The 22258-nt window shown below is 61.1% G+C and carries 15 protein-coding genes; 7 read left to right on the top strand and 8 right to left on the bottom strand.

The features are described from left to right. Positions 1-183 precede the first annotated feature (183 nt). The 3 genes from NITLEN_RS14080 to NITLEN_RS14070 all read left to right on the top strand — a co-directional run bounded on the left by NITLEN_RS14080 (position 184) and on the right by NITLEN_RS14070 (position 5049). Positions 184-2220 (top strand): sensor histidine kinase, encoded by a 2037-nt coding sequence (locus NITLEN_RS14080; protein ID WP_121990270.1) that lies wholly within the window; start codon positions 184-186, stop codon positions 2218-2220. Next, positions 2193-3599, top strand: coding sequence for a sigma-54-dependent transcriptional regulator (locus NITLEN_RS14075; RefSeq protein ID WP_219999460.1), 1407 nt, complete (start codon positions 2193-2195; stop codon positions 3597-3599). Before NITLEN_RS14080 ends, NITLEN_RS14075 begins: the two co-directional genes overlap by 28 nt. Positions 3600-3840: 241 nt before the next feature. Beyond that, positions 3841-5049 carry a sigma-54-dependent transcriptional regulator gene (locus NITLEN_RS14070; RefSeq protein ID WP_121990269.1) on the top strand — a complete coding sequence of 403 codons (1209 nt, stop codon included), beginning with the start codon at positions 3841-3843 and terminating at the stop codon, positions 5047-5049. A gap of 54 nt (positions 5050-5103) precedes the next feature. Here NITLEN_RS14070 and NITLEN_RS14065 read toward each other — a convergent pair whose 3' ends face one another. Together NITLEN_RS14065 and NITLEN_RS14060 are read right to left on the bottom strand one after the other, a co-directional pair. Further along, positions 5104-5736, bottom strand: coding sequence for a hypothetical protein (locus NITLEN_RS14065; protein ID WP_121990268.1), 633 nt, complete (start codon positions 5734-5736; stop codon positions 5104-5106). A gap of 8 nt (positions 5737-5744) precedes the next feature. Beyond that, on the bottom strand, positions 5745-6677 hold the full coding sequence (locus tag NITLEN_RS14060) for a formylglycine-generating enzyme family protein (protein WP_121990267.1): 933 nt from the start codon (positions 6675-6677) through the stop codon (positions 5745-5747). Between the two features lie 579 nt (positions 6678-7256). Here NITLEN_RS14060 and NITLEN_RS14055 point away from each other — a divergent pair. The 4 genes from NITLEN_RS14055 to NITLEN_RS14040 all read left to right on the top strand — a co-directional run bounded on the left by NITLEN_RS14055 (position 7257) and on the right by NITLEN_RS14040 (position 13856). Further along, positions 7257-11999 carry a multicopper oxidase domain-containing protein gene (locus NITLEN_RS14055; protein ID WP_181416875.1) on the top strand — a complete coding sequence of 1581 codons (4743 nt, stop codon included), beginning with the start codon at positions 7257-7259 and terminating at the stop codon, positions 11997-11999. A 132-nt stretch (positions 12000-12131) separates the two neighbouring features. Then, a complete protein-coding gene (locus NITLEN_RS14050; RefSeq protein ID WP_146216198.1) occupies positions 12132-12908 on the top strand; it encodes a carboxypeptidase-like regulatory domain-containing protein in 777 nt (258 codons plus the stop codon). Between the two features lie 3 nt (positions 12909-12911). Beyond that, the gene (locus NITLEN_RS14045; protein WP_121990264.1) at positions 12912-13415 is read left to right on the top strand and encodes a hypothetical protein; all 504 of its coding nucleotides are present in this window, start codon (positions 12912-12914) and stop codon (positions 13413-13415) included. Between the two features lie 9 nt (positions 13416-13424). After that, complete coding sequence (locus NITLEN_RS14040) at positions 13425-13856, top strand: hypothetical protein (protein ID WP_121990263.1); 432 nt, start codon at positions 13425-13427, stop codon at positions 13854-13856. Between the two features lie 111 nt (positions 13857-13967). On the opposite strand, the gene NITLEN_RS14035 is transcribed toward NITLEN_RS14040, so the two are convergent. From NITLEN_RS14035 to NITLEN_RS14005, 6 genes are all read right to left on the bottom strand, one after another. Continuing rightward, complete coding sequence (locus NITLEN_RS14035; protein WP_121990262.1) at positions 13968-17042, bottom strand: efflux RND transporter permease subunit; 3075 nt, start codon at positions 17040-17042, stop codon at positions 13968-13970. 1 nt (position 17043) lies between these two features. Beyond that, entirely contained in the window at positions 17044-18222 is a 1179-nt protein-coding gene (locus NITLEN_RS14030; protein ID WP_121990261.1) for an efflux RND transporter periplasmic adaptor subunit, read from the bottom strand. Positions 18223-18262: 40 nt separating this feature from the next. Further along, positions 18263-19513 (bottom strand): TolC family protein, encoded by a 1251-nt coding sequence (locus NITLEN_RS14025; protein ID WP_121990260.1) that lies wholly within the window; start codon positions 19511-19513, stop codon positions 18263-18265. Positions 19514-19619: 106 nt separating this feature from the next. After that, positions 19620-20102: a hypothetical protein gene (locus NITLEN_RS17915; RefSeq protein WP_146216197.1), complete on the bottom strand. Its 483-nt coding sequence runs from the start codon at positions 20100-20102 to the stop codon at positions 19620-19622. 183 nt (positions 20103-20285) lie between these two features. Next, positions 20286-20801, bottom strand: a complete 516-nt coding sequence (locus NITLEN_RS14010; RefSeq protein WP_245924492.1) for a peptidylprolyl isomerase — start codon at positions 20799-20801, stop codon at positions 20286-20288. A 99-nt stretch (positions 20802-20900) separates the two neighbouring features. Continuing rightward, positions 20901-22163 carry an MFS transporter gene (locus NITLEN_RS14005; RefSeq protein WP_181416874.1) on the bottom strand — a complete coding sequence of 421 codons (1263 nt, stop codon included), beginning with the start codon at positions 22161-22163 and terminating at the stop codon, positions 20901-20903. Between the last annotated feature and the right edge of the window lie 95 nt (positions 22164-22258).

The following is a 22258-nucleotide window of genomic DNA, read 5'->3' as shown; positions in this document are numbered from 1 at the left end:
TGCCCTCCGCAAATGTCCGGCCTCTCGCCTCGTCGCGTGACCCCTGTTCGTGGTCGATGGGGAGTACCATAAACGTTCGACGCGGGGAGTTCAACGACTGCGATGTCGGGCGAATGACAGCGGTGAACGCCCGCTTTCGATGGGCTAGAGTTTTCCGTGGCGTGGTGATTACAATACCGCGCGATGAAAATTCGAACCATTCGCGGACGTATTGTATTGGCCATTGTGCTGGTGGGGTGTATCCCGCTGCTGATCGGTCTGGTGTTGGCCTATGTGTCGGGCATGCGTTCGTTGCGCGATGTCATCGGCGGGAATCTTCAGGCGGTGGCGATCCAGGCTGCCGATCGCGTCACGATGCTGGTTCAGGGCGAAGTCCAAGGGGTGCGGCTCCTTGGATCTGCGCCGTTGCGTGTGCGCCAGCCGGTCGAGGCCGCCAATGAATCCTATCCGGTCGATCGCGAGAAGACGCAGGCATTGATTGCGGAGCGGATGCAGGCGTGGGAGAAAGGCGGGGATGGGGTCGGGCGGCTGGTGAACGCCGAACTCTCCCGCTTCCTGTTGGAGACCAAGGTGCGCGACGGAGACAAAGTCGTCGGTCTGTTGATTGCCGATCAGCACGGGGCTCTGGTGGCGGCGAGTTCAGAGCCGGACCACTATTCATTCAAACAGGAGCTCTGGTGGACGGCCATTCATGCGGGCGGCGTCGATCAGGTCTATATCAGCGGGCTGATTCCGGCGCACGAGGGGTCCTTCAGGACGCCCGAGGAAACCATCGACATTGCCGTGCCGATTCTCGATGACCGGCAGCACACCGTCATCGGAGCGGTGAAAGCGTCCTATCGATTCGACAGCCTCTTCGCGATGATCAATCAGATTCGGATCGGGCAGACCGGCCACGCCATGCTCTTCGATGCGGCGGGCAATCCGCTGGTCTGTCCTATCTTGCCCCGGCAAGCCCATCGCATTCCCGCTCAATTGATGACGATGATCGTATCGTCGCACCCGGGATGGGGCATTGCGGAAGACGACGGGCATGGAGCGATGGATACGGTCGTCGGGTTTGCGCCGGTCGCCGGTCTGCCGTTGCCGGATAACTCGTGGCATATCTTTGTGCGGCAAGAGCCGGGGGAAAGCTATGCGCCGATTCGCGATCAGCTGCGGAACCTGGCGGCGATCGGCCTGGTGATGCTGGGATTGCTCTGGGCGATGGGGCGCTATGTGGCCGCGCGGATTGCCCGTCCGATTCAGATTCTCCAGACCGGTGTAGAGGCCATCAGTCAGGGCACCTATGACCGTCCGTTGAATATACGGACCGGCGATGAATTTGAGGAGCTGGCCGCCGCCGTTCACCATATGGCGGACCGGCTGAAAGCCTCGCGTGGGGAACTGGAAGCGTTGAATGCCGATCTGGCCCGGCGCGTCGAAGACAAAACCGCCGAAGTCACGGAGCACATGAAGCAGCTGCAGTTCTCCGAACGTCTGGCGACGCTGGGCAAGGTGGCCAGCGGGATCGCGCATGAAATCAATAATCCGTTGGGGATCATTCTCAACCGGATCGAGTGTATGGAGGCCGAGGCCGCGCAGTTGGGGGTGTCGGAGGAGCAGCAACGAGACTTGGTGGCGATCCGGACTCAGGCGGATCGCATCTCGCGGATCACGAAGAGTATGTTGGCCTTGTCCCGAGGATCGGCCACCGTGTTGAAACCCATGGATGTGAATTGTGTCCTCCGAGCCTGTATCGATGCATCTAAGGAGAGGGCCTTGACCAAAGGGGTCAGTATTGAATCAGTCTTGTCGCCCAGTCTGCCGCCGATCATGGGCGATCGCGACCGCATCGAAACGGTGATGTTAAACTTGATCAATAATGCGATCGATGCGGCTGAAAGCGGCGTTTCTCCAGGTGTCGTCACGGTTCATTCCGAAGGGGGGCCGGGCAAAGAGGGCGGCTTGGTGGCGGTACGGATCAGCGATACGGGCCCCGGCATTCCAGCAGAGATGTTGGGACGCATCTTCGATCCGTTCTTTACGACGAAGGGTGAAGGGCAGGGCACCGGCCTGGGGTTATTCCTCAGTTACGGCATCGTGGCCGATCATCGTGGACGTCTTGAAATCGACAACGGCCGGCGCGGGGCCGTGGCGACGGTCTCTCTTCCCGCGTTGGTGTCGGCAGCGGAGTCGCAGCAGGAGGCCGGATGGGAATGGGAACAGGCAAGATACTGATCGTTGACGATGAAGTGGATGCGCTGGACAACTGCCGCCGCATCTTGAGCCGTTTGGGCTATGACTGTCTGACGGAGCACGACCCCATTCGTGCCGTGCAACGCATCCAGCAGGAGCGGCCTGAACTGGTCTTGACGGATCTGCGCATGCCCGGGCTCGATGGAATCAGTGTCCTGGTTGAGGCAAAACGGGTCGATCCGAAGATCAACGTGGTGTTGATGACTGCCTACGCGACAGTACAAACTGCCGTGGACTCCATGCGATACGGCGCGCTGGATTATGTGCTCAAGCCCTACTCCAGCAAGAATCTGGAAGATGTGGCCAAGCGAGCCTTTGAATACCGCGGGCAGCCGCGCACCGGCAGCCCTTCTGTGGCGGGGCTCGATCGGCCGGCCTCGGCCGGCGACGCGGTCAGGAAGAGCGGCATCGATTTTATTCGGGGAACCAGCTCGGCGATTTGCGGCGTGAAGGAGCTCGTCAGAAAAGTCGCGCGGACAGATGCCAACGTGTTGATCTACGGTGAGAGCGGAACGGGGAAGGAATTGGTGGCGCGCGCCATTCATGATGAAAGTGACCGGGCGAGCCGGCCCTTCGTGCCGCTCGATTGTGTGGCGCTTCCGGATTCCTTGCTCGAATCTGAACTCTTCGGCCATGAGAAGGGGGCGTTTACCGGAGCGCATGCGGCGAAGGTCGGCCTATTCGAAACGGCCAATCGCGGCACGGTTTTTCTGGATGAAGTCAGCGGCATGAGCCAGACGCTTCAATCGCGGTTGCTCCGGGTCTTGCAGGAACGCCATGTCCGCCGCGTGGGCGGGACGCGCTACGCGGATATCGATGTCCGGGTGATTGCGGCGTCCAACCGGGATCTGGAAGACGCGTGCCGCAAGGGAGAGTTTCGCGAGGATCTCTTTTACCGCCTCAACGTCATTCCGATCCTGCTGCCTCCGTTGCGGGAACGTCAGGGCGATGTGCAGGTGTTGGCGCAGGAATTTCTGATGCGCTTCCGGGGGCGCGGGAGCGAGCCGGCCTTCGATCCGGCGGCCTTAGCTTGTTTGACGGCGCACACCTGGCCGGGCAATGTTCGTGAACTTCAGAATGTGATTGAGCGGGTGGCGGCGCTGGCCGATGGACCCACGATCCGGGCCGAACACTTCCCCGAGCGTATTCGTGCGGCAGGATCGGATGAGTCCGGCGCGGAGGAAGCGGGGTCTTACAAGCAGGCCAAGCAGGAAGTCGTCCGTTCGTTCGAGCGCAGTTTTCTCCTGGAACTTCTGAGACGCCATGACTGGCACATGAGCAACGCCGCGCAAGAAGCCGGCGTGGATCGCAAGACGATCGAACGCATGGTGAAGCGGCACGGCCTTCGAGAGCCAAGTTAGCTGGAATCTCTCTGACTCCTCTGCGGGCAGGAGCGACCGACTCAGTTCTTCGATAGTGTCTCGCCAGAAACTCTTCAGTCATGTCTGCATTTTGATGGGGCGTCGCTGTCCCATATTCTCTTTCTTGTCGGCATCGCACTTGCTTAGCTTTTAGCCAGAGAGGCTTGGGCGGGCAGGGCTCCACGTGATGAAGCTCTGAGTCTGCGCGCTCTTTCCCCCTGCGACACAGAAAGAGGACCGTGTGGAGACGTTGACGCCGGATAAGATATTGATTGTCGATGATGAGCCCGAGGCGATTGAAAACTGTCGACGAATTCTGAGCCGGCATCGCTACCAGTGCGTGGGCGAAGCCGATTCGAATCGGGCGTTGGCCGTGATCGAGCGCGAGCGTCCGCAAGTTCTGCTCACCGATCTTCGCATGCCGGGCCTCGACGGCATTGGGTTATTGCAAGCGGCCAAGCGGATCGATCCGGCGATCACGGTGGTGTTGCTGACGGCCTATGCGTCCATTCAAACTGCGGTGGCGTCCATGCGGCATGGCGCCTTCGATTATCTGGCCAAGCCGTTTACCGGGCAGGAACTCCGGACCGTGGTGCAGCGCGCGCTCGGTCAAGAACGCGGCGTTGCGAGTGTCCGCGCGGAGGTCTCGCGCGCTCCGGTCACTGGCCTGATGGAGCGCGGCACGGCCGCTCAAGAAGGAGTGTTGATTGGAAACAGTGCGGCAACCCAGATGGTGCGAGACGTCGTTGAGCGAGTGGCGGCGACGGAGGCCGCTCTGCTGATTTCCGGTGAAGCGGGCACCGGCAAAGAATATCTGGCGCGAACGATTCATGCGCGCTGCGTGCGCCGGTCAAAGCCATTCGTCTCCGTCGGCTGTATCGCCGGCGATGACGCGACGCTGGACGCGCAGGTGTTCGGCGTCGCGGGATCATCGGGTTCACAGCCGGGCCTGTTGGAAATGGCGCGAGGCGGTACCCTGTATCTCAACGAGGTCGGCGGTCTCAGTCCGCGGCTCCAGGCAAAAATCGCGCGCGCGTTGAAGGAGTGCCGTGGGCGCCGGGTGGGGGAGGAACGGTATTACGATCTAGACTTGCGCGTCATGGCCGCATCAACGCAGGATCTGCAAGCCTGCTGCGACAGAAGGGAGTTCCGTGAAGATCTCTATTGGCATCTGAACGTCGTTCCGGTTCTGCTTCGTCCGCTGCGCGAGCGGGTCGACGATATCGACGCCTTGGCGCACTGGATTCTCAGGACCTGTCAGGTGGGCCATAGGGACGACCACCTCATGTGGCAGAATTTCACGCCCCGCGCACGGCGGCGACTGCGCCACTATCCCTGGCCCGGCAATCTGCGCGAGCTATGGAGTGTCATCGAACACGCGGCGGTGCTGGCCGATGGATCGCTCATCGATTTGACGCATCTGCCGGATCGGCTGCGAACGGCACGGTAAGGTCCGTGACATATGCGCCTGACGGAGTGGCCGGCCCATCGCGCCGGTTTCCAATCATGAGCGCGGCGCAGCCTGTGGCGCATCGGGTTTCGGCGCCACAGGGCTCACGGCGTTCTGATCGCGTCCCGGCTGATAGGTCTTCAGCATGCCGGTGATGGCCGGCATCAATTGATCGTGCGCCGAGACCGGCATCTTGATCCGGACCCCTCGGCCTTCGTTGCGTCCCAAAGAAAAAATATGGATCTCCAGCATCGCGCGATGCTGGTCGTCTTGGTAGGTGAAGGCCAGGCGCTTGGCCGGGAGCCCCGCGAAGGTCGCCGCCTGATCCGGTTGCCACGTGATCTCGACCGTCTTCTTGCGGTAGAGATCCGCGATGATCCGGCGATGCGCGGCGGCGAATTCAGTGAGGGTCTGTCGCCCATCCTGGCTTGTGCCCTCCAGGAGATTCATGTGGCCGGATAGCGCGACGAGGCTCTGATCGATCGGCGGCTGAAACGTGATGCCGATGCCGTCCGGCAGCGGATGGCCGAGTGTCCAGGTGTCGGGATAGCGGACAGAAAATCCGAAGCGGGCGTTGGTGTAGCTTCTCCAGCCAGGGAGTTCGCGGTCGAGTGACGCGGCTGAAAGCGGCGGCGTGATTGGGCCGAAGCTGAATCCAATCGTCAACAAGAGACACATCCAATACATACAGGTCCTCATGGAGTCGGAGTGGTGGCAGACGTCAGGGAACGCGTGCAGCGGAATCCGATGGACGCCGTCCGCTGGTCCGGCGCCGCTCCGCTTCTGGTCGCCGTTCGCAGCAAGGCGGGCGTACTCTTCCACGACCCTCCGCGGACGACTTTGTAGCGTCCAGTGGACGGGCCGGGTGGATCGCGTTCCGGCATGGTCATGTAATAGTCGATTCCGAACCAGTCTTCGACCCACTCGGCGGCATTGCCCGCCATGTGATGCAGGCCATAGGGGCTGCGTCCCTGCTCTCCGCTGTCGACGGGCGCGACGATGGGAATCTCGTGTACATTAGACTGGCCGAACATCGCCAGCGCCGGTGTCGGTGATTGCGGCCCCCAGGGAAAGAGATTCGCCTGCTCGCCGCGCGCGGCCTTTTCCCACTCGGCTTCGGTCGGGAGACGCTTTCCCTGCGCGCGGCAATAATCAGACGCCTCGGACCAGGTGACATACAGCGCGGGCCAGCGCGCCAGGGTATCCGGCGGCAGGGCATGGACGGTCGTGACATGTTCGATCAGTTTGCGCAGGCCCTCGGAGAGCGGGCGCTGTTGCTGGCTGAGCCACAGTAAAAATTGTCCCAGACTCACCTCATCCCGATCGATCTCATACCGGTGGAGCCACACGCGCCGCTGCGGTTGTTCTGTGTCGTCATAGTGAAGATCGAGGCTGAACAATCCGTGGTTGGCACGGGCCGTACCCATGAGGAACGAGCCTGCTGCCACGGTCTGCATCGGAGAGGGTTCGGCCTGCGCGGCGATGAGAGCGGCGATATCAGGTGTCGCCGCGGTTGCTGCAAACAGGCACGTGGCGCCCATGAGCGCGATGAAGACCGCCGCGCTGAAGACGCCGCGATACTTCAGCGGTCGTGACGTGTATCCCGTGAAGCGTCGAGGGGTTTGCATAAGGTGCGCAGGGTGAATAGAAGAGGCGCACTATAATGCGGAGATCTCCGCAGTGCAAGATTTCTGGCGGCGTGATTTTCTTCTCGGTCATCCAAGCGGGCCGCTGTCGATGCGCATGCCCGTTCCTCTTCGCCGCTCTGTTCGCCCCATCGTCCGGCTGAGTGAAAATGGGGCCTGGCCGCCCCATTCAGCCTCGCGCCGTAGAAAATCGAAGACAGTTGTAACTTCAAAGATTTGTGCGTGCCTGCCTGCGCTGATGGGGCGGCGCTGTCCCATCGCTCCATTCGCTCGCTCGTCTGAATCGTCGGCGATTTCTGTAAATCGTCGAAACGTTCCTGCCTGAACATAGGGAACACAATTTGCTCTAAGCCCTGTCCACGAGAGTCTGCGCAGTCAACGTCCTGCGTGAATGAAATTGAGCGCTGTCTGGTGAAGGAGTGGGAGAGAAAGGACCGGCTTCCTGACGATCCCCCCGATGAAGATTGGCCTTCACCAGACTTCGAATTCGATAGAGCCGGGTTGCTGCGAGTCAGTAGAAGTGAACGGTGCCTAGACGGTTTGATGGAGGAGGCTGGACGTATGGGTGTATCAACGAAGTGGGTGCGGGTAGGAATGTTGGGACTGACGACCTGTCTTGGGTTGGCCGGGACCATGCCTGCAGGCGCGGTCATGTCGCATGATGGGCATGTCGCCGTCGATCACAATGCGGATGTGGCGACGCCGGTGCATGCGCAGGCCGGTCCGGTGCTGCAGGACAAGATGTCGAAGGCGATCGAGCAGATCGAGCGAGAGGTCAAGAGTAAGGGGCCGTTCCAGGGAGCCGGCGCCCACGCCATGCAGCAGGGTGTGCTGCTGGTGGCGGAGGATCCGGATAAGGTGCAAGTGACGCAGGGCGCTCGTTGCCCGGTGACGGCGCCGGTCCGCGCGTATGACATCACGGCGATGAATGTCGAGATCACCGTGAACCGGTTCGGCGATTTTTATCCGGGCTACATGTATGCGTTGACCGAAAATGTCGCGGGTGTGCGTGAGGAAGAAACGAAGAACAAGGCGGCGCGGGACAGTGAGGATCCGACGTTTGCCGGCGGCGCCATCTCGAACGGGTTGCAGGGCGATCTGATCCAGCCGCTGGTGATTCGGGCGAACCAGGGCGATTGCCTGCGGATTACATTGCGCAATCAGATTGAGAATGAACCCACGAACATGATCGTGAACGGTTCGCAGATGCTCGTGGCCAGCACGGGGAAGCCGGCGAATGCCATGAACCCTGAGGCGCTGGTTCCGACGGGAAAAGCGGGCGAGTTCGAATGGTACATTCCCATCGATTTACAGGAAGGCGGCCGCGCCTTCCATAGCCATGCCAGCCGTGATCAGTACTCTCTAGGCTTGCTGGGATCGATTGTCGTCGAGCCACGCGGGGCCCGGTTCCTCAGCCCGTTTACGGGGGAAGAGATGAAGAGCGGGTGGGAAGCCATGATCGACCTGGCGAACGCCTCGGACTTCCGCGAATTCGTGATTTTCTATCACGAGGCAGGCGACGAGACGTTCCGCTTGTTGGATCGCAAAGGCGACATGTTGCCGCAGCGCGATGCCCATACGGACACCTATCGTCCGGCGGCGCGCTTGCTGAACTATCGCAGTGAGCCGCACGGCGAGCGTTTGGAGATTCAAGCGCATCTGGTGGGATTTGCCGATGAATCACAGGGCTATGGCTCCTACACGTTCGGTGATCCGGCGACGACGGTTCCCCGTTCCTACTTGGGGGATCCGGCCAAGTTCCGCATGATCGGCGGATCCGAAATCGTCCATTCGCATCACTTGCATGGCGGATCGATCCGCTGGGCCAGACAGCCCGGTACGAGCAAGCTCGATCCGACGTTGTCGAAGAGCGGCCCGGTGAAGTTCCCGCCGATCAGCGATACGTCAGACCGGTTGGATGTGCAATCCATCGGTCCGTCCGAGATCTACGATGAAGTCATCGAAGGCGGATCGGGCGGACTCCAGGCGCTGGCGGGTGAGTTCGTCTTCCATTGCCATATCCCCCAGCATTATGTGACCGGCATGTGGGGCTTCTGGCGTGTGTACAACACATTGCAGTCGGTCGGATTCCAGACTGACGTGATGAAGCCGTTGGTGGAGTTGCCCGATCGCAAAGGGAAGATCAAGTTGTCCGTGAGTTCGGACAAGTTGGTCGGCACCACGGTCGATTGGTACGGCGGCAAGAAGTACGAGATCACCAAGGACAAGACGGATTGGAAAGCCAATCCCGTGAAGGTCTCGATCAAGGATTGGGTTGAGTACATGCTGCCGCCGCAGGGCTTGCCGGGTAAGACCGAAGATCAGGTCAAGCAAGCACAAGCGCATGATGCGACCGTGGTGAACTGGAAGTGGAACGGGACGCGGGCGATGAACGAGCCGGAGACGCCGCACAAGTGGGCGGATTATGTTTCGCCGACGCCGTTGCAGCGTCCGGCGATCACGTTCGATCCGCAGACGGGCAAGCTGGCGTTCCCCTGGTTGCGTCCGCACCTCGGGAAGCGGCCTCCGTTTGCGCCCAATCACGGCGGCGCGCCCTGGTTGGAACCGTTCCGTGTCCGTGAAGACGGCACCAGAAGCACGGAGCCTCCTGTGCCGGGCGCGCAGGGGCCCTGGAGTCTCTGTCCTGAAAATGCGCCGAGAAAGTATTTCAATATCCATTCGATCACCTTGCCGATCACCCTCAAGCCGGCGACTCCCAAAACCGCCGCGGTGGTGGATCCGATCGGCATGATCTATGTACTGCATGAAGAGGAAGAAGAAGTCCGCAAGAATCCCAAGAAACAAGTGCCCTTGGTGATTCGCGGGAACGTGCACGATTGCGTGGACGTGGTCTTCAAGAACGAAATCCCGGACGATGCGCGGACCGGATGGGCGAACAAGATCAATCTCCATCCGCACTTCTTCCAGTTCGATACGAGTGCGTCCGACGGTCCGACGATCGGATTCTCGTACGACATGTCGTTGCGAGCCTTCACGATGCTGGAGGATCCGCAACCGGACAAGGGCATGCCCCTGCCCGGCAACACGACGCTGACGGCTGATACGAAAGCCGGTTCACGCAGCATCACGGTGAAGAATTCGTCGAAGTTCCACGTCAATACGGAACTCGGCGTAGGCATGGACGATCCGAAGTATTTCGAGGTCGCGCGGATCAAGGACATCAAGGGCAATACCATTACCTTTGACCGTCCGTTGAAGTACGCGCACAAGAAGAACGACATTGCGAGCGTCGAGTTCATTCGTGAGCGCTGGTATGTCGACGCGGACCTCGGCACAGTCTATTGGCACGATCACGTGTTCGGCACCGATACCTGGGGACATGGTCTGTTCTCAGCGTTCATCACCGAGCCGCCGCGATCGACCTATCATGACCCGTATACCGGAAAAGAACTCCGGAGCGGTCCCATCGCGGACATTCACACCCTGGAGCCGGTCTCGGCCCATATCCGGGGCAGTTTCCGCGAAGTCATGATGCATATCATGGACAGCAATGCCCGGTCGGCGGAGCTGATCATGACCGATAATCCGCAGGCCCGCATGGGGGCGGTCACGGTAGACGGACCTCCGTCGCACCAGTTCCCGGAGCGCATCAACAAGTCGGCGATGACGTTCCTGAACGGCGGCGAAGCCACGACGGGCAGCGGCTACAGCATGCGTGTCGAACCGTTGAGCGTGCGTCTGGCCAACAATCCGGATCCGTCGAAGCTGTTTGTGTCCGGCATTCACGGGGATCCGGGGACGCCGTTGTTGCGGAGCTATCTCGGCGATCCGATCTTGGTGCGGGCGCTGGTCGGGTCGGCCAACGAAGTGCATACCTGGCACGTGACCGGACACTGGTTCCCGATGGAGCGGTACGCCACCATGGCGATGCCGCGCAGTACGGTGCACCTGGTGATCGGTGAACGGTACGACCCGGCGATTCCTGCCGCGGGTGGACCGCAGAAGCAGGCGGGCGACTATCTCTACTACAGCGGCCGCGCGTCCCATTTTGCGGAAGGCAGTTGGGGGATCTTCCGGGTCTTTGATGAACTGCAAGGGGATCTGAAGCCCTTGCCGAGCCGGGAAGAGATTCAGAAGTCCGCGCCGTCGGTCTGCTCGGCAGACGCGCCGGTGAAGGCTTTCAATGTGTCGGCGATCGATCAAGTCATCCGGTATCACGAGGGCGCGCCGGGTACGATGGAAGTCGATCTCGAACGCAAGATGGTCATGGAGAATCAGCAGGGCAAGATGTATGTGCTCGACGAGGATCGTGGACGGGTCAAGGCCGGTGAATTGCGGCCGAGCCCGCTGACGCTGCACGTGAACGTCGGGGATTGCGTGAAGATCAATCTGAAGAACGACATGGCCAAGGAACGGGCCGGATTCCACGTCGATATGATGGCGTTCGATCCGAAAGATTCGTTCGGGGCCAACGTCGGCAACAACCCCGGCGATCAAACGATCGCTCCGGGGCAGAGCAAGACCTACACGTACTTTGCGCATCCGGAGTACGGCGAACTGGCCGCCCTCATCCAGGATTGGGGGAACGTGGTGGAGAATCCACGGAACGGCTTGTTCGGGTCGATCATCGTCGGTCCGAAGGGATCGCGCTACCGCGATCCGGTGACGGGCCACGACATTACGATGAAGAGCAGCTGGCGCGCCGACGTGCTCGTGGATCGGACGATCCCCGGGAACGATAATCGGAAGAACTACCGCGATTTCTCGTTGATGTTCCAGGACGAGGACAACATCGTGGGTGTCAGCTTCATGCCCTACATCCAACAGGTCGCCGGCATCACGGCGGTCAACTACCGGTCTGAGCCGACCGCGTATCGGATGGAAAAGGGCTGCGACGTGTCCGAGGTCTTCAGTTGCGTGAAGACCGGCGACACGCCCTCGACGCCGCTCTTGCTGGCGCATGTGGGCGATCCGGTGGCGGTGCACGTGCTCGGCGCCTTCAGCGAGCAGGTGCAGCTGTTCACCGTGGACGGCCACGAATGGCCGCATGAGCCGTACATGCAGGGTGCCGACCAGGTCAGCACCATGGAGTTCGGCGGGTCAGAAGTCATCAACGCCTATCTGACGGGCGGCGCGGGCGGCCCGAACAAGATCGTCGGCGACTACATGTGGAAGAACCAGCGTCCGGGCTTTGTGAACGCCGGACAATGGGGACTCTTCAAGGTCCTTCCCATCGATGATCAGCGGGTCCTTCCGTTGACTCCACAAATTCCGGCCAGCAAGAAGGCGGAGTTTGGGAGCGACAACGGAACCGTCTCGCGGACATCGCTGGTGGGACGCTAAGCAGCCATCAGGCAGCGTCTCCGCTTTTCAGGCGGGGATGCTGCCGACACAGTGTGCCAAGCCGGTCCACTATCACTCAGACCATGGGGGAGCATGTCTGCTCCCCCATGAACCTTGTATACGGTGGGAACTATGTCTGGATCTGCACGTCGAGTTGTGGCGAGGATGATGATGGGGATACTGCTGACGGTGTGGCTGATGGGAGCGGCCCAGGCCGCGGCCTACGAGGAAACGACGGTCACTAACGGAGGGACCGTGAAGGGGACGGTCCAATTTTCCGGTGACATTCCGGATCCTCAGCGGTTCGAGCTGCGACGGTATTATGACCGGGTCTATTGCGGGGCGCTGTCAGACGGGTCGGGCTATCGGCTGCTGCGTGAGGTGTCGGTCGGCGAACAGCAGGGATTGAAAGATGCGGTGGTGACGATTGAAGGTGTGTTCAAGGGCAAGCCGTTCGAATTTCAAGAGACCAAACTCGAAGCGAACATCTGCCAGTTTGTGCCGTTCGTCTCCGTCGTGCGGAACGAGCGCCCGCTCAGCGTCGTCAATCTGGATTCAGTCGCCCACGATTTGCAGTTTTATGAACGGGACCGGGAACATATTTTCATCATGTTTCACCGGCCGGCCCTGACGAAAGCGGGGACGAGCGACGTGGTTCGGTTCACCGGCACCCGGCGCGAGGTCACGATGCAATGTGGGATGCACCCCTTCATGCAGGGACACGGGCTCGCCGTGGACAATCCCTATTATGCCGTCACCGGCACGGAGGGAACGTTCGCGATCAAGGATCTTCCTGCCGGGACCTATCGCATCAAGGCCTGGCATCCGGTCCTCGGCGAGAGAGAACAAGAAGTCACCGTGGTCGAGAATGGGAGCGCGTCGGTTGGATTTACCTTCGACGCGAAATAGAGCATGACGCTTCGCCGATTTGTGTGCGCATTTGCCATGGCCGTCGGTGTCGGTGCGACAGGGACACCGGCGGTCATCGCCGAGGGAACGGCGGTTCCCCCGGTGAGCCGCGTCGAGGTCGTGCTGGCCGATCAGTATCGGAGTCGGACGGCGACCTTGACCGAAGAGTTTACTCAGGCAGGCTTGACGAACGTTCATTTTCAGTTCGCCAGAATGGGCCGGCCGCCACAGAACATCGGTCTTGGCCGTGACGTTCCCGCCGACAAGGCACGGGAAGCGATCCGTCTGGCGCTCAAGTACAACCTGAACGTGGGCATTCTCTTACCGGAGCGATTATTCCCCCCCCGTTTCGTGACGATCGCCTCGTCGAACTACGACGACACGGTGGAGTCCACAATCGACCAGACGGCGCTGGCGCAGCTGCAGAATCCTGCGCTCAGTACGGACGAGTTTCATCAACTGTATCGCAGGCTCACGACCATGAAAGAGCCGCCTGGGCGCTATTAAGGAGAGCAGGTGACACAGCTTCACGTATCCGTCGGCCGTATTGTGTGTGTGTGTCTTGTGACTATCGTGTTGTCCGGTGATCTCGCGTTTGGGCTTCGCACGGCGGATGCCTCCGAGCCGGCGCTGCAAGAACGGAGAGAGGCGTTGATGAAGAATGTGGAGGACATGATGGCGCACGGCGGCATGGGGGACGCCAAGGCGATCGTCCATCACTGCGAAGCCGCTGCCAATGACGCCGCCGCCATTCTCACGCAATTGCCGGATTCGGATCCTCGCCGGAGTCAGGTCCTGGCGCCTCTTACGGATGTGATTCAACAGTGCAAGCGTGTGTCGGCCGCCGGCGTTCATGCCGATCCCGGTCAGTTGCTCAATCCCGCAAGTAAAGCCAGTGCCGCGGCTCGAGCCTCGATCAAAGCGCTGGGCTTGGCAAAGATGAATTAGGCGGATTTGAGGGACGACTTTTCTTTCACTGTCACGGTCAGCGTGAGCGGTTCCCGTCGACGCCGGATACGTCTGCTTCTTCCGCCCGTGGCGCAGCGCTAGAAGCGCGCGCTATGGCAGGCGTCTCCCGCAGAATCTACCGTACACTGCCGGAATGACGAGCAGCGTTAACAGCGTCGACGTGATTAAGCCTCCGATGACAACGGTGGCGAGGGGCCGCTGGACTTCGGCGCCCATGCTGGCGGCGACTGCCATGGGGAGAAAGCCGAGGCTGGCGACGAGTGCGGTCATCAGCACGGGCCGGAGTCGATCCATGGCGCCTTGCCTCACTGCGTCTTCCGTCGAAAGCCCTTCCGTTTCGAGTTGCCGGATGTGGCTAACCAGGACCACCCCATTGAGCACCGCAATGCCAAACAGCGCAATGAATCCGATCACCGCTGAAATGCTGAGCGGCAGACCACGCAGCCAGAGCGCGAGCACTCCGCCGGACAACGCTAAGGGCACATTGAGGAAAATCAGCAGCGCGGGGCGCATAGCGCTGAAAATCACCGACAGCACGCCGAGAATCAGGAGGAGGGTGATGGACACGACTATGGCTAACCGGCTGGCGGCTTCTTGAAGATGCTGATACTGTCCGCCCCAGGTCAATTCGTATCCCGTGGGGAGCGAGACCTCCCGTGAGACGGCTCGCTGAGCCTCTGCCACAAAACTTCCCAAGTCCCTTCCCCGGATGTTGTTCTCCACCACGATGCGCCGCTGTACATGTTCTCTGCTGATCTGAGCCGGCCCCGTGTCCACCCGGATGGCCGCCACGCGGGAGAGAGGGACCAGTTCGCCCTGCGCGGTCGGGATGAGCAGATTGCCCAATGCCGCAGGATCAGCCGACGCGCTGTCGGCTAAGCGAACGACGAGGTCGAAGCGGCGAGGGCCTTGCACCACGGTGCCGACGACGCGCCCCACGCGCGTGGTTCGCACAAGGGTGAGCACATCGTCTGCCGTCAGCCCATAGCGGGCGATCTGTTCCCGGTCCACAATCACGCGCAGCAGCGGAAGGCCTGCCACCTGCTCGACTTTGACGTCTGCTGCGCCGCGAACGGTTTCCAAGACCCGCGCCACGGATTCGGCCTGCCGCCGGAGCACGTCCAGATCCGGCCCGAAGATCTTGACCGCGAGGTCGGAGCGCGTGCCTGCGATGAGCTCGTTGAAACGCATCTCGATCGGTTGCGTAAAGCCGAGGCCGACGCCGGGCACCGCATCGAGAATGGCGGGCTTCATGGCCGCAATCAAATCCTCGCGTGTCCTGGCCGTCGTCCATTCGTGTTGCGGCTTGAGATTGACGAACACATCGGACAGCTCGACGCCCATTACGTCGGTTGCCACCTCAGGACTTCCGGTCCTGCTGACCACCTGTACGACTTCCGGAAACGTTCGAAGCACCCGTTCAACGTCCAGGGCATTTTTGACCGACTCGTTCAGCGAGACACTGGGCAATCGCCAGACTTGAATCGCCAGGTCCCCCTCGTCGAGCCGAGGCACAAACTCCAGGCCGATCCATGCGCCGATTCCGAGACTCGCGACAAACAGCCCGACCGCCGGCGTCACCACCCAGGTGGGGCGCGCCGTCGCCCACCTAAGACAGGGTTCATAGGCACGGCGCAGCCGTTCGAACAGGCGAGTGTCTTTGCGTCCTGACGGAGCCCGCACAAACCAGAAGGCGAGCAGAGGCGTTACCGTCACGGCGAGGAGGAGAGAGCCCGCCAGCGCCAGGATAACGGTGAGCGCCATCGGACGGAACATTTTCCCCTCGATCCCGGTCAGCGCCAGAATCGGCACGTACACAAGAATAATGATGGTGACGGCGAGGGTCATGGGACGAAGAATGTCGCGGCCGGCCGCCAGGATCTCGTTCAATCGCTCCTCCCGGCTCATCGCGCCGTGCTTCGCCAATCGCCGGAGGATGCTATCGACCATCACGACCGAACCATCCACGAGTAAGCCGAAGTCGATCGCCCCGAGGCTCATCAGATTGCCGGAGAGGCCCGCCTGCATCATGCCGCTGAAGGCGATCAGCATCGACAACGGAATGGCGGCCGCCACGATCACGCCTGCCCGGAGATCGCCGAGGAAGAGGAACAGCACGGCAATGACGAGCAAGCCCCCTTCGAGCAGATTGTTGCGCACGGTGCGCATCACCTGCGACACCAACAGCGTTCGGTCATAGTAGGGTTCGATGGTCACGCCTGGAGGAAGGGTCGCTTCAATCTCTTTGACTCTGGCCTTGACCCGCTCAACCACCTGCTGCGCATTCTCGCCGGCCAACATCTGAACCATGCCGATGACGGTTTCGCCGTGTCCCATCGCCGTCGCCGCGCCGATGCGGAGGGCCGAGGCCTCCTTCACCTCCGCGAGATCCGCAATGTAGATCGGCACTCCGCCGGGGCCGTGCGCGACTACGATCCTCGCGAGGTCGGCCACCTGTGTCGCTAAGGCTTCACCGCGAATGAGCAGTTGCTCGCGGTGCCGTTCGATATAGCCGCCGCCGGCGATGGCATTGTTGCGTTCGAGCGCCTCAAACACCTGCCGAAGGGACAGCTTGTAGGACAGGAGCTTGGCCGGATCCACGATGACTTGGAACTGTTGCGGTTCTCCTCCCCAAATGTTGACTTCCACCACGCCGGGTACCGCCCGCAGCCGCATGCCGATCTCCCACTCAAGCAGCGTGCGCAGCGCCATGGGGCTGTAGCCCTGTCCCTTGAGTGTGAACTGATAGACTTCGCCCAATCCCGTCGTCAGCGGACCGACAAGCGGACGGCCGTACTCGGCGGGAATACGCTCCATCGCGCGGGCCAGCCGTTCGGTGACCAACTGTCGCGCGCGGTAGATGTCGACCCGATCTTCGAAAATGGCCGTGACCGCCGAGAGCCCGTACCGGGACACCGAGCGAAGCTCACGCAGGGCCGGCAGCCCGCTCAGCGAGGCTTCGATGGGAAAGGTGATGAACTGCTCCACTTCAACCGGGCCCAGCGCCGGTGAAAGGGTCAAGACCTGAACCTGGACCGGCGTCAGATCGGGCATGGCATCGATGGTGAGATGGCTGAAGGACCAGAGACCGATGACGATGACGAGACTCGCCGCCACCAGGGTGAAGAATCGGTAGCGCAGCGAGAGGGTGAACAGCCGTTCCATGTTAGTCTCCCTCTCCGGATCCGATGTGTTCTTTCAGCAGCACGTTCTTCAAGTCGAAGACGCCGTCGATCACCGCCTGCTCGCCCGCCGCCAGTCTGCTTTTCACTTCAACCCACCCTCCGCCCTCGCGGCCGGTTTCGATCGGTAGGAAGACATACCCGGTCTCGCGCCGGACGAAGATCCCGCGCACGTTGTCCACCATCGTCACAGCGGAGACGGGAACCGCCGGAGTCGGCGGACTCGCCACGGTCAACTGAACATCCACATACTCTCGCGGCTTCAGCCTGTGCTGCCGGTTCGCGACCTCGAAGCGGATTCGAATCGTGCGGGTCGTCTCGTCCGCAACCGGCGCAAGATAGGTGAGTGGCGCGGTGATGGGGGCGCCGCCCGTGGGCAGAATAGTCCCCACGTCGCCTTCCTTAAATTTTCTGGCCTGTTCAATCGGCAGATTGGCAAAGACCCAGACTCGGCTCGTATCCACGACTTCGAATAATTCAGTTCCCGGATCCACCCCCTGACCGCGCACGGCATTTTGCGCGATGACCGTTCCGGCGATAGGCGATGTCAGCGTATAGCGATGACTCTCTTCATGCCGGCCTCGCTCAAGTGCGGTCAGCTCCGCCGTCGACAGACCCATGTTCAGGAGTTTCTCGCGGATATGCTGGTACCGCGCCTGGGTTTCCAAGTATCGACCCTTGTCTTCGATGAGCTTCCGCTCGGTCACAATGTCGTCGGCTCGCAATTGTTCCGTTCGTCGGAAGCTGTTCTCGGCGACATCGGCCTGGGCCTTCCCGACAAGGTATTCTTCGATGAGTTGATCGAGCTGCAAGCTGCCGATGGCCGCCAGGGGCTGACCGGATTTGACTCGATCGCCCAATTGGACGTGGATCTTTTCAACCTGTCCGGCGATACGGGAGGTAATCTTCGCCACCTGTTTCAAATCCAGCGCGACTTCCCCGGGAGCTGTAACCAGATCGGGAATCTGGTGCAGGGTGACGGGCTCCGTTCGCAGTCGCTCTCGGACAACCGCGGGAGGTTGGAGCAGGCGGGGAGCTGCCGTGTTCATGTTGGCGGGTGAGGCCGAAGGGTGCGGTGTCGGCTCTGTCCCTCGATCTCCGCACCCTGCAAGAAACAGGAAGACTGCCGCGATCATTCTGGTTAGCGTTCTTCGTGATGTCATTGGAATACTCCCGGCCAAGCGTTCTGCCACGATGGTGTGCTCATAGAGGTGCACCCAGGGATCGCTCTAAGCGGACTAACGCGATCGAGAGATCCGCGCGCACCTGGGCATATTCCAGCAAGGTCTGCCGGTAGACGCGCTGGGCATCCAGCACATCCAACAGGCTCGCTGCGCCCTGTCGGAAGCTGGTGCGGGCCACGGTCAATGTCTGTTCGGCTTGTTTCAGCAAACCGGTCTCAAAGACCTGTAGTTGATCCTGGGCCGTTCGCGCGTCTTGCGTGTGTTGCGTGATGGCTTGCTCCAACTCGTGTTTGGCCAGGAGCCGCTCAGCGTCCGCCCGATATTTGGCGCCCAGGGCCGCCTCGATCTCACCTTGCCGCCGATACCACAGCGGGAGGGATAGGCTCAGGCCGGCGATCAGCGATTCATCGCCCGCCTCGCGGTGATAGCTGCCTTGCACGCTGAGATTGGGGACGCGGGATTCTCGTTCGAGTTGCACGGTATGCTCGGCCTGCTCCGCGAGCTTGGCGACGCGCCGTACGGTGGGATGTTGCTCGACGGCCCGAGGAGTCAGACGATCTATGTCCATCTCTTGCCGGGGACTCAGGAAATCCCCTTGGATCGAGAACTGTTTTCCCAGCGATCCGGCGGTGAGCGTATTGAGTCGTGTCCTCGCCACGATCAGGGCATTCTGTGCCCGAGCGACTTCCTTTCTGGCCTTCTGCGCCTCGACTCCGGCTTTCATCGTATCGAAGGAAGTCGCTTCTCCGGCCGCGACCCTGGCTTTCACCGTGCGCAGCACTTCCTCGACCATCGCCACGTTTTGCGCGGCGAGTTCGGCGTCGCGCTGGGCAAAGAGCACCGAATAAAATGCCACTTTGACGTCGGCGAGGAGCGTCAGGCGGGTTTCTTCCAGCGCCGCGTCCGCTCCGGCCACGCCCGCATTTGCGGCGTCCTGACGGGCCTGTCGCTTCCCAATCCATTCCAACGGTTGCTCGATGCTGACTGTTCGTTCGGTAATCCTGGTCCCGGTACTCGGATCGCGAATGGCGCCGCGGCCGGCAGTCCCCGAGATCGACGGATTGGGATACGCGCCGGCGGCAATCTGTTGACCATGACGCTGTTTCAGCAAGCCTTCCGCACCGGCGAGCGTCGGGCTATGTTCTACGGCAAGCGACAGGATATCGGTCAATGAGTAGATGGATGCGGCGACCTCAGCGGGCCATGCGATCTGAGTGCGTCCCGCGAGACCGCACAGAATGAAGCCGAACAAGAATATCCGGGGACTCATCAGAGCCTCCTTAGGTTTCGTCGATAGATCTCACCGCCGGCAGGGTCAGGGCCTGCCTACGCAGCGAGAGCTACGCGTGAGGACAATGTGTAATGCGTTGTGTAGGCTAGACGGGCACTGATGGCGGCGCGCGCGAGGGGATGTCGTGAGTGAGGAGCGTATGCGGAAGCGTGACGGGGATGGGGTGAACGACCGATGGGTTGGCGATCAGGGGAGTTGGAGCGGGAGGCTCAACGAGGAGCGCCGATGTGGTGAGCGGCTTGGGCAGAGTTCGATCGGTCGAATCGCTGATGAAAGAAAATCCGACTTCGCCATTGTCCGACGCGTGGGAGGGATGCTCGAAGAGAATGGACTCGTTTGCCGGCGGTTGTTCGGCTGCAGCAGCCTCGCCTTGGTGGTGGCTGAATTCGTCGTCCAGGTCGGGGGAGAAGACGGTATGCACGGTGCCGCCGTGGATATGGTTCGCTGCTCCGTGGTGATGGTCCGCTTCAGGATGGACGTGGAATAAGGGGATGGCCAGCATCCAGACCATGATCCAGACGCGCAACATGCTGTGCGGCCATGAATTGTATGTGTGCAATATTCCCACGCAGGCACTCCGTACAGATCAAACCCTAACACAGGGCATCGCGGGCGGCAAGGAATGGAGGCTTCACGCGGGGCGGCCTCTCACCAGCGCGTTCGATATCTATGCTGGGAACTGGCTAGCAGAAACGAGGCGTCGGATTTTCTGTGGGGTGGAGTGTTCGTCGGGGTGACGGATGGCGAGTGGCTATTCTTTCACCGTCACGGTCATCGTGATCGGATCCAGCGGGTTATCGGCGGCGTCGCGGGCGGCGGCGACGATTTTGTCCAGGACTTCGATGCCGCGAAAGATTTCTCCGAACACAGTGTAGCGCCGGTCCAGTCCGCTATTATCTCCCACGCAAATAAAGAACTGTGAGCCGTTGTCGTTGAAGTCGCGCGTGCTGTTGCTTTCACGCGGCATCTTCGCCATGGAGACGGCGCCGCGTTTGTGTGGGCGGTCGCTTGGCTCGGGGGTCAGAAAGTAGCCGGGGCCGCCGGTGCCGTGCGTCGTCCGGTCGGCGCTTTTGCTGAAGGGGTCGCCGCCTTGAATGAGAAAGCCGGGGACTACGCGGTGGAAGGTGGTGCCGTCGAAGAAACCCATTTTGGCCAGATTGATGAAATTCTCCACATGGCGCGGGGCATCGTCGGGATAGAAGCGGATCTTGATCTCGCCGAACTTGGTGGCGATAGTTGCGCGCGGATCCTTCTTTTGAAATTGCATAGTCATAGGCGAGCAATGTAGCAGGGGCGCGGCTTTCGAGGCAAGGCCTCGGGGCAGTGCTGAGTATTGAGTTGTGAGTGCGGTGTGAATCTAAAGGACTCAGGACTTCTCTTGCGCAAGTCCTTTTTCAGGATCGATCCAGAGCCAGAGCAGTCCGCCGATGATGGCAATCAGGGCGGCGGTGCCGAGGGACAAAGGCCAGCCCCACTGTTCGGCAATCCAGGGCGTGACGGTGGGGGAAATAGCTCCTCCGATATTGGCGCCCATGTTCATTAAACCCGACAGACTGCCGGCGTGCGTCCTGGATAAGTCGCTGGTAGAGGACCAATAGGCGCCGACGCTGAAGTAGAGCCAGCCCGCGCCCAGGGACAGACTGGCAATGGCGAGGTAGGGTGAGTCGAGCCAGGCGCCGAGTCCGATGGCCGCGCCGGCGAGGAGCATTCCCGCCATGCCCGTTTGCCGGCGGCCGGCCGTAAGTCCGTGGCGGGCGGCCATTCGATCCGTGACCCAGCCTCCGATCGGGCAAAAGATCAGAATTGCGAGGAAGGGTGCGGATGCGAAGACTCCGCCGCGCAGGATATCGAAGCCGCGCACGTTGACGAGATAGAGATAGAACCAGGACATGTAGACGTAGGCAACATAGCCGAGGCAGCTGTAACTTAGGACGAGCCACCAGACCGTCGGAGTTTTCCGCAAAGCCGCCCAGGGAATAGCGGGAGAGGACGCCTGGCCGGTTGTCGTAGCAGTACCGGTATTTTGATTGGCAGTCCGATTAGCGACCCAGGGATGGTCGAGCGGATGATTGCGCGCGATGAACCACCAGATGACGGCGAGGCCCAGGCCGAGGACGGCCGACAGATAAAAGGCCGTTTGCCAGCCGAAGTTCACCATGATCCAGGCGGTGACGGGCGGCGTGATCGCGGCGCCGACGCCGATGCCACCGATGGCGATCCCAATGCCGAGCCCGCGTTCTCCCGCGGGAAGCCAATCCGTGACGACACGATTAAAATTCGGCAACGCCACCGCTTCACCGACGCCCAAGAGAAAGCGCGCCAGTGCGAGCGCTCCCATGATGCCCAGCCATCCGGCCAGCGGCGAGGCCGGGGCCATGGCCGTCCAGGCGGTGAAGACGGACCACCAGAGCAGCGCCAGGGTCAGAATGATCCGCGCGCCCCAGCGGTCACCGAGCCAGCCGCCGGGAATTTGAAACAGGGCATAGCCGATCACGAAGGCCGAAAAGACGAAGCCCATCTGCTGATCGGTCAGGCCCAGCGCCGGCATCATCTGCCGGGCCGTCACGGAAATATTGACGCGGTCGATGTAGGTGACGACACTGATGGCAAAGAGCAATCCGAGTATCACCCAGCGAATGCGTGTAAGAGGCGGGGAGTCGTGATCAGTGGAATGGTGTGGGTGCAACGGTCATGTCGATCCAGTGGAGAGCAGTATTATAACGA

The organism is Nitrospira lenta (genome assembly GCF_900403705.1).
Taxonomy (GTDB): domain Bacteria; phylum Nitrospirota; class Nitrospiria; order Nitrospirales; family Nitrospiraceae; genus Nitrospira_D; species Nitrospira_D lenta.
This window is presented reverse-complemented; position numbering and strand designations above follow the sequence as displayed.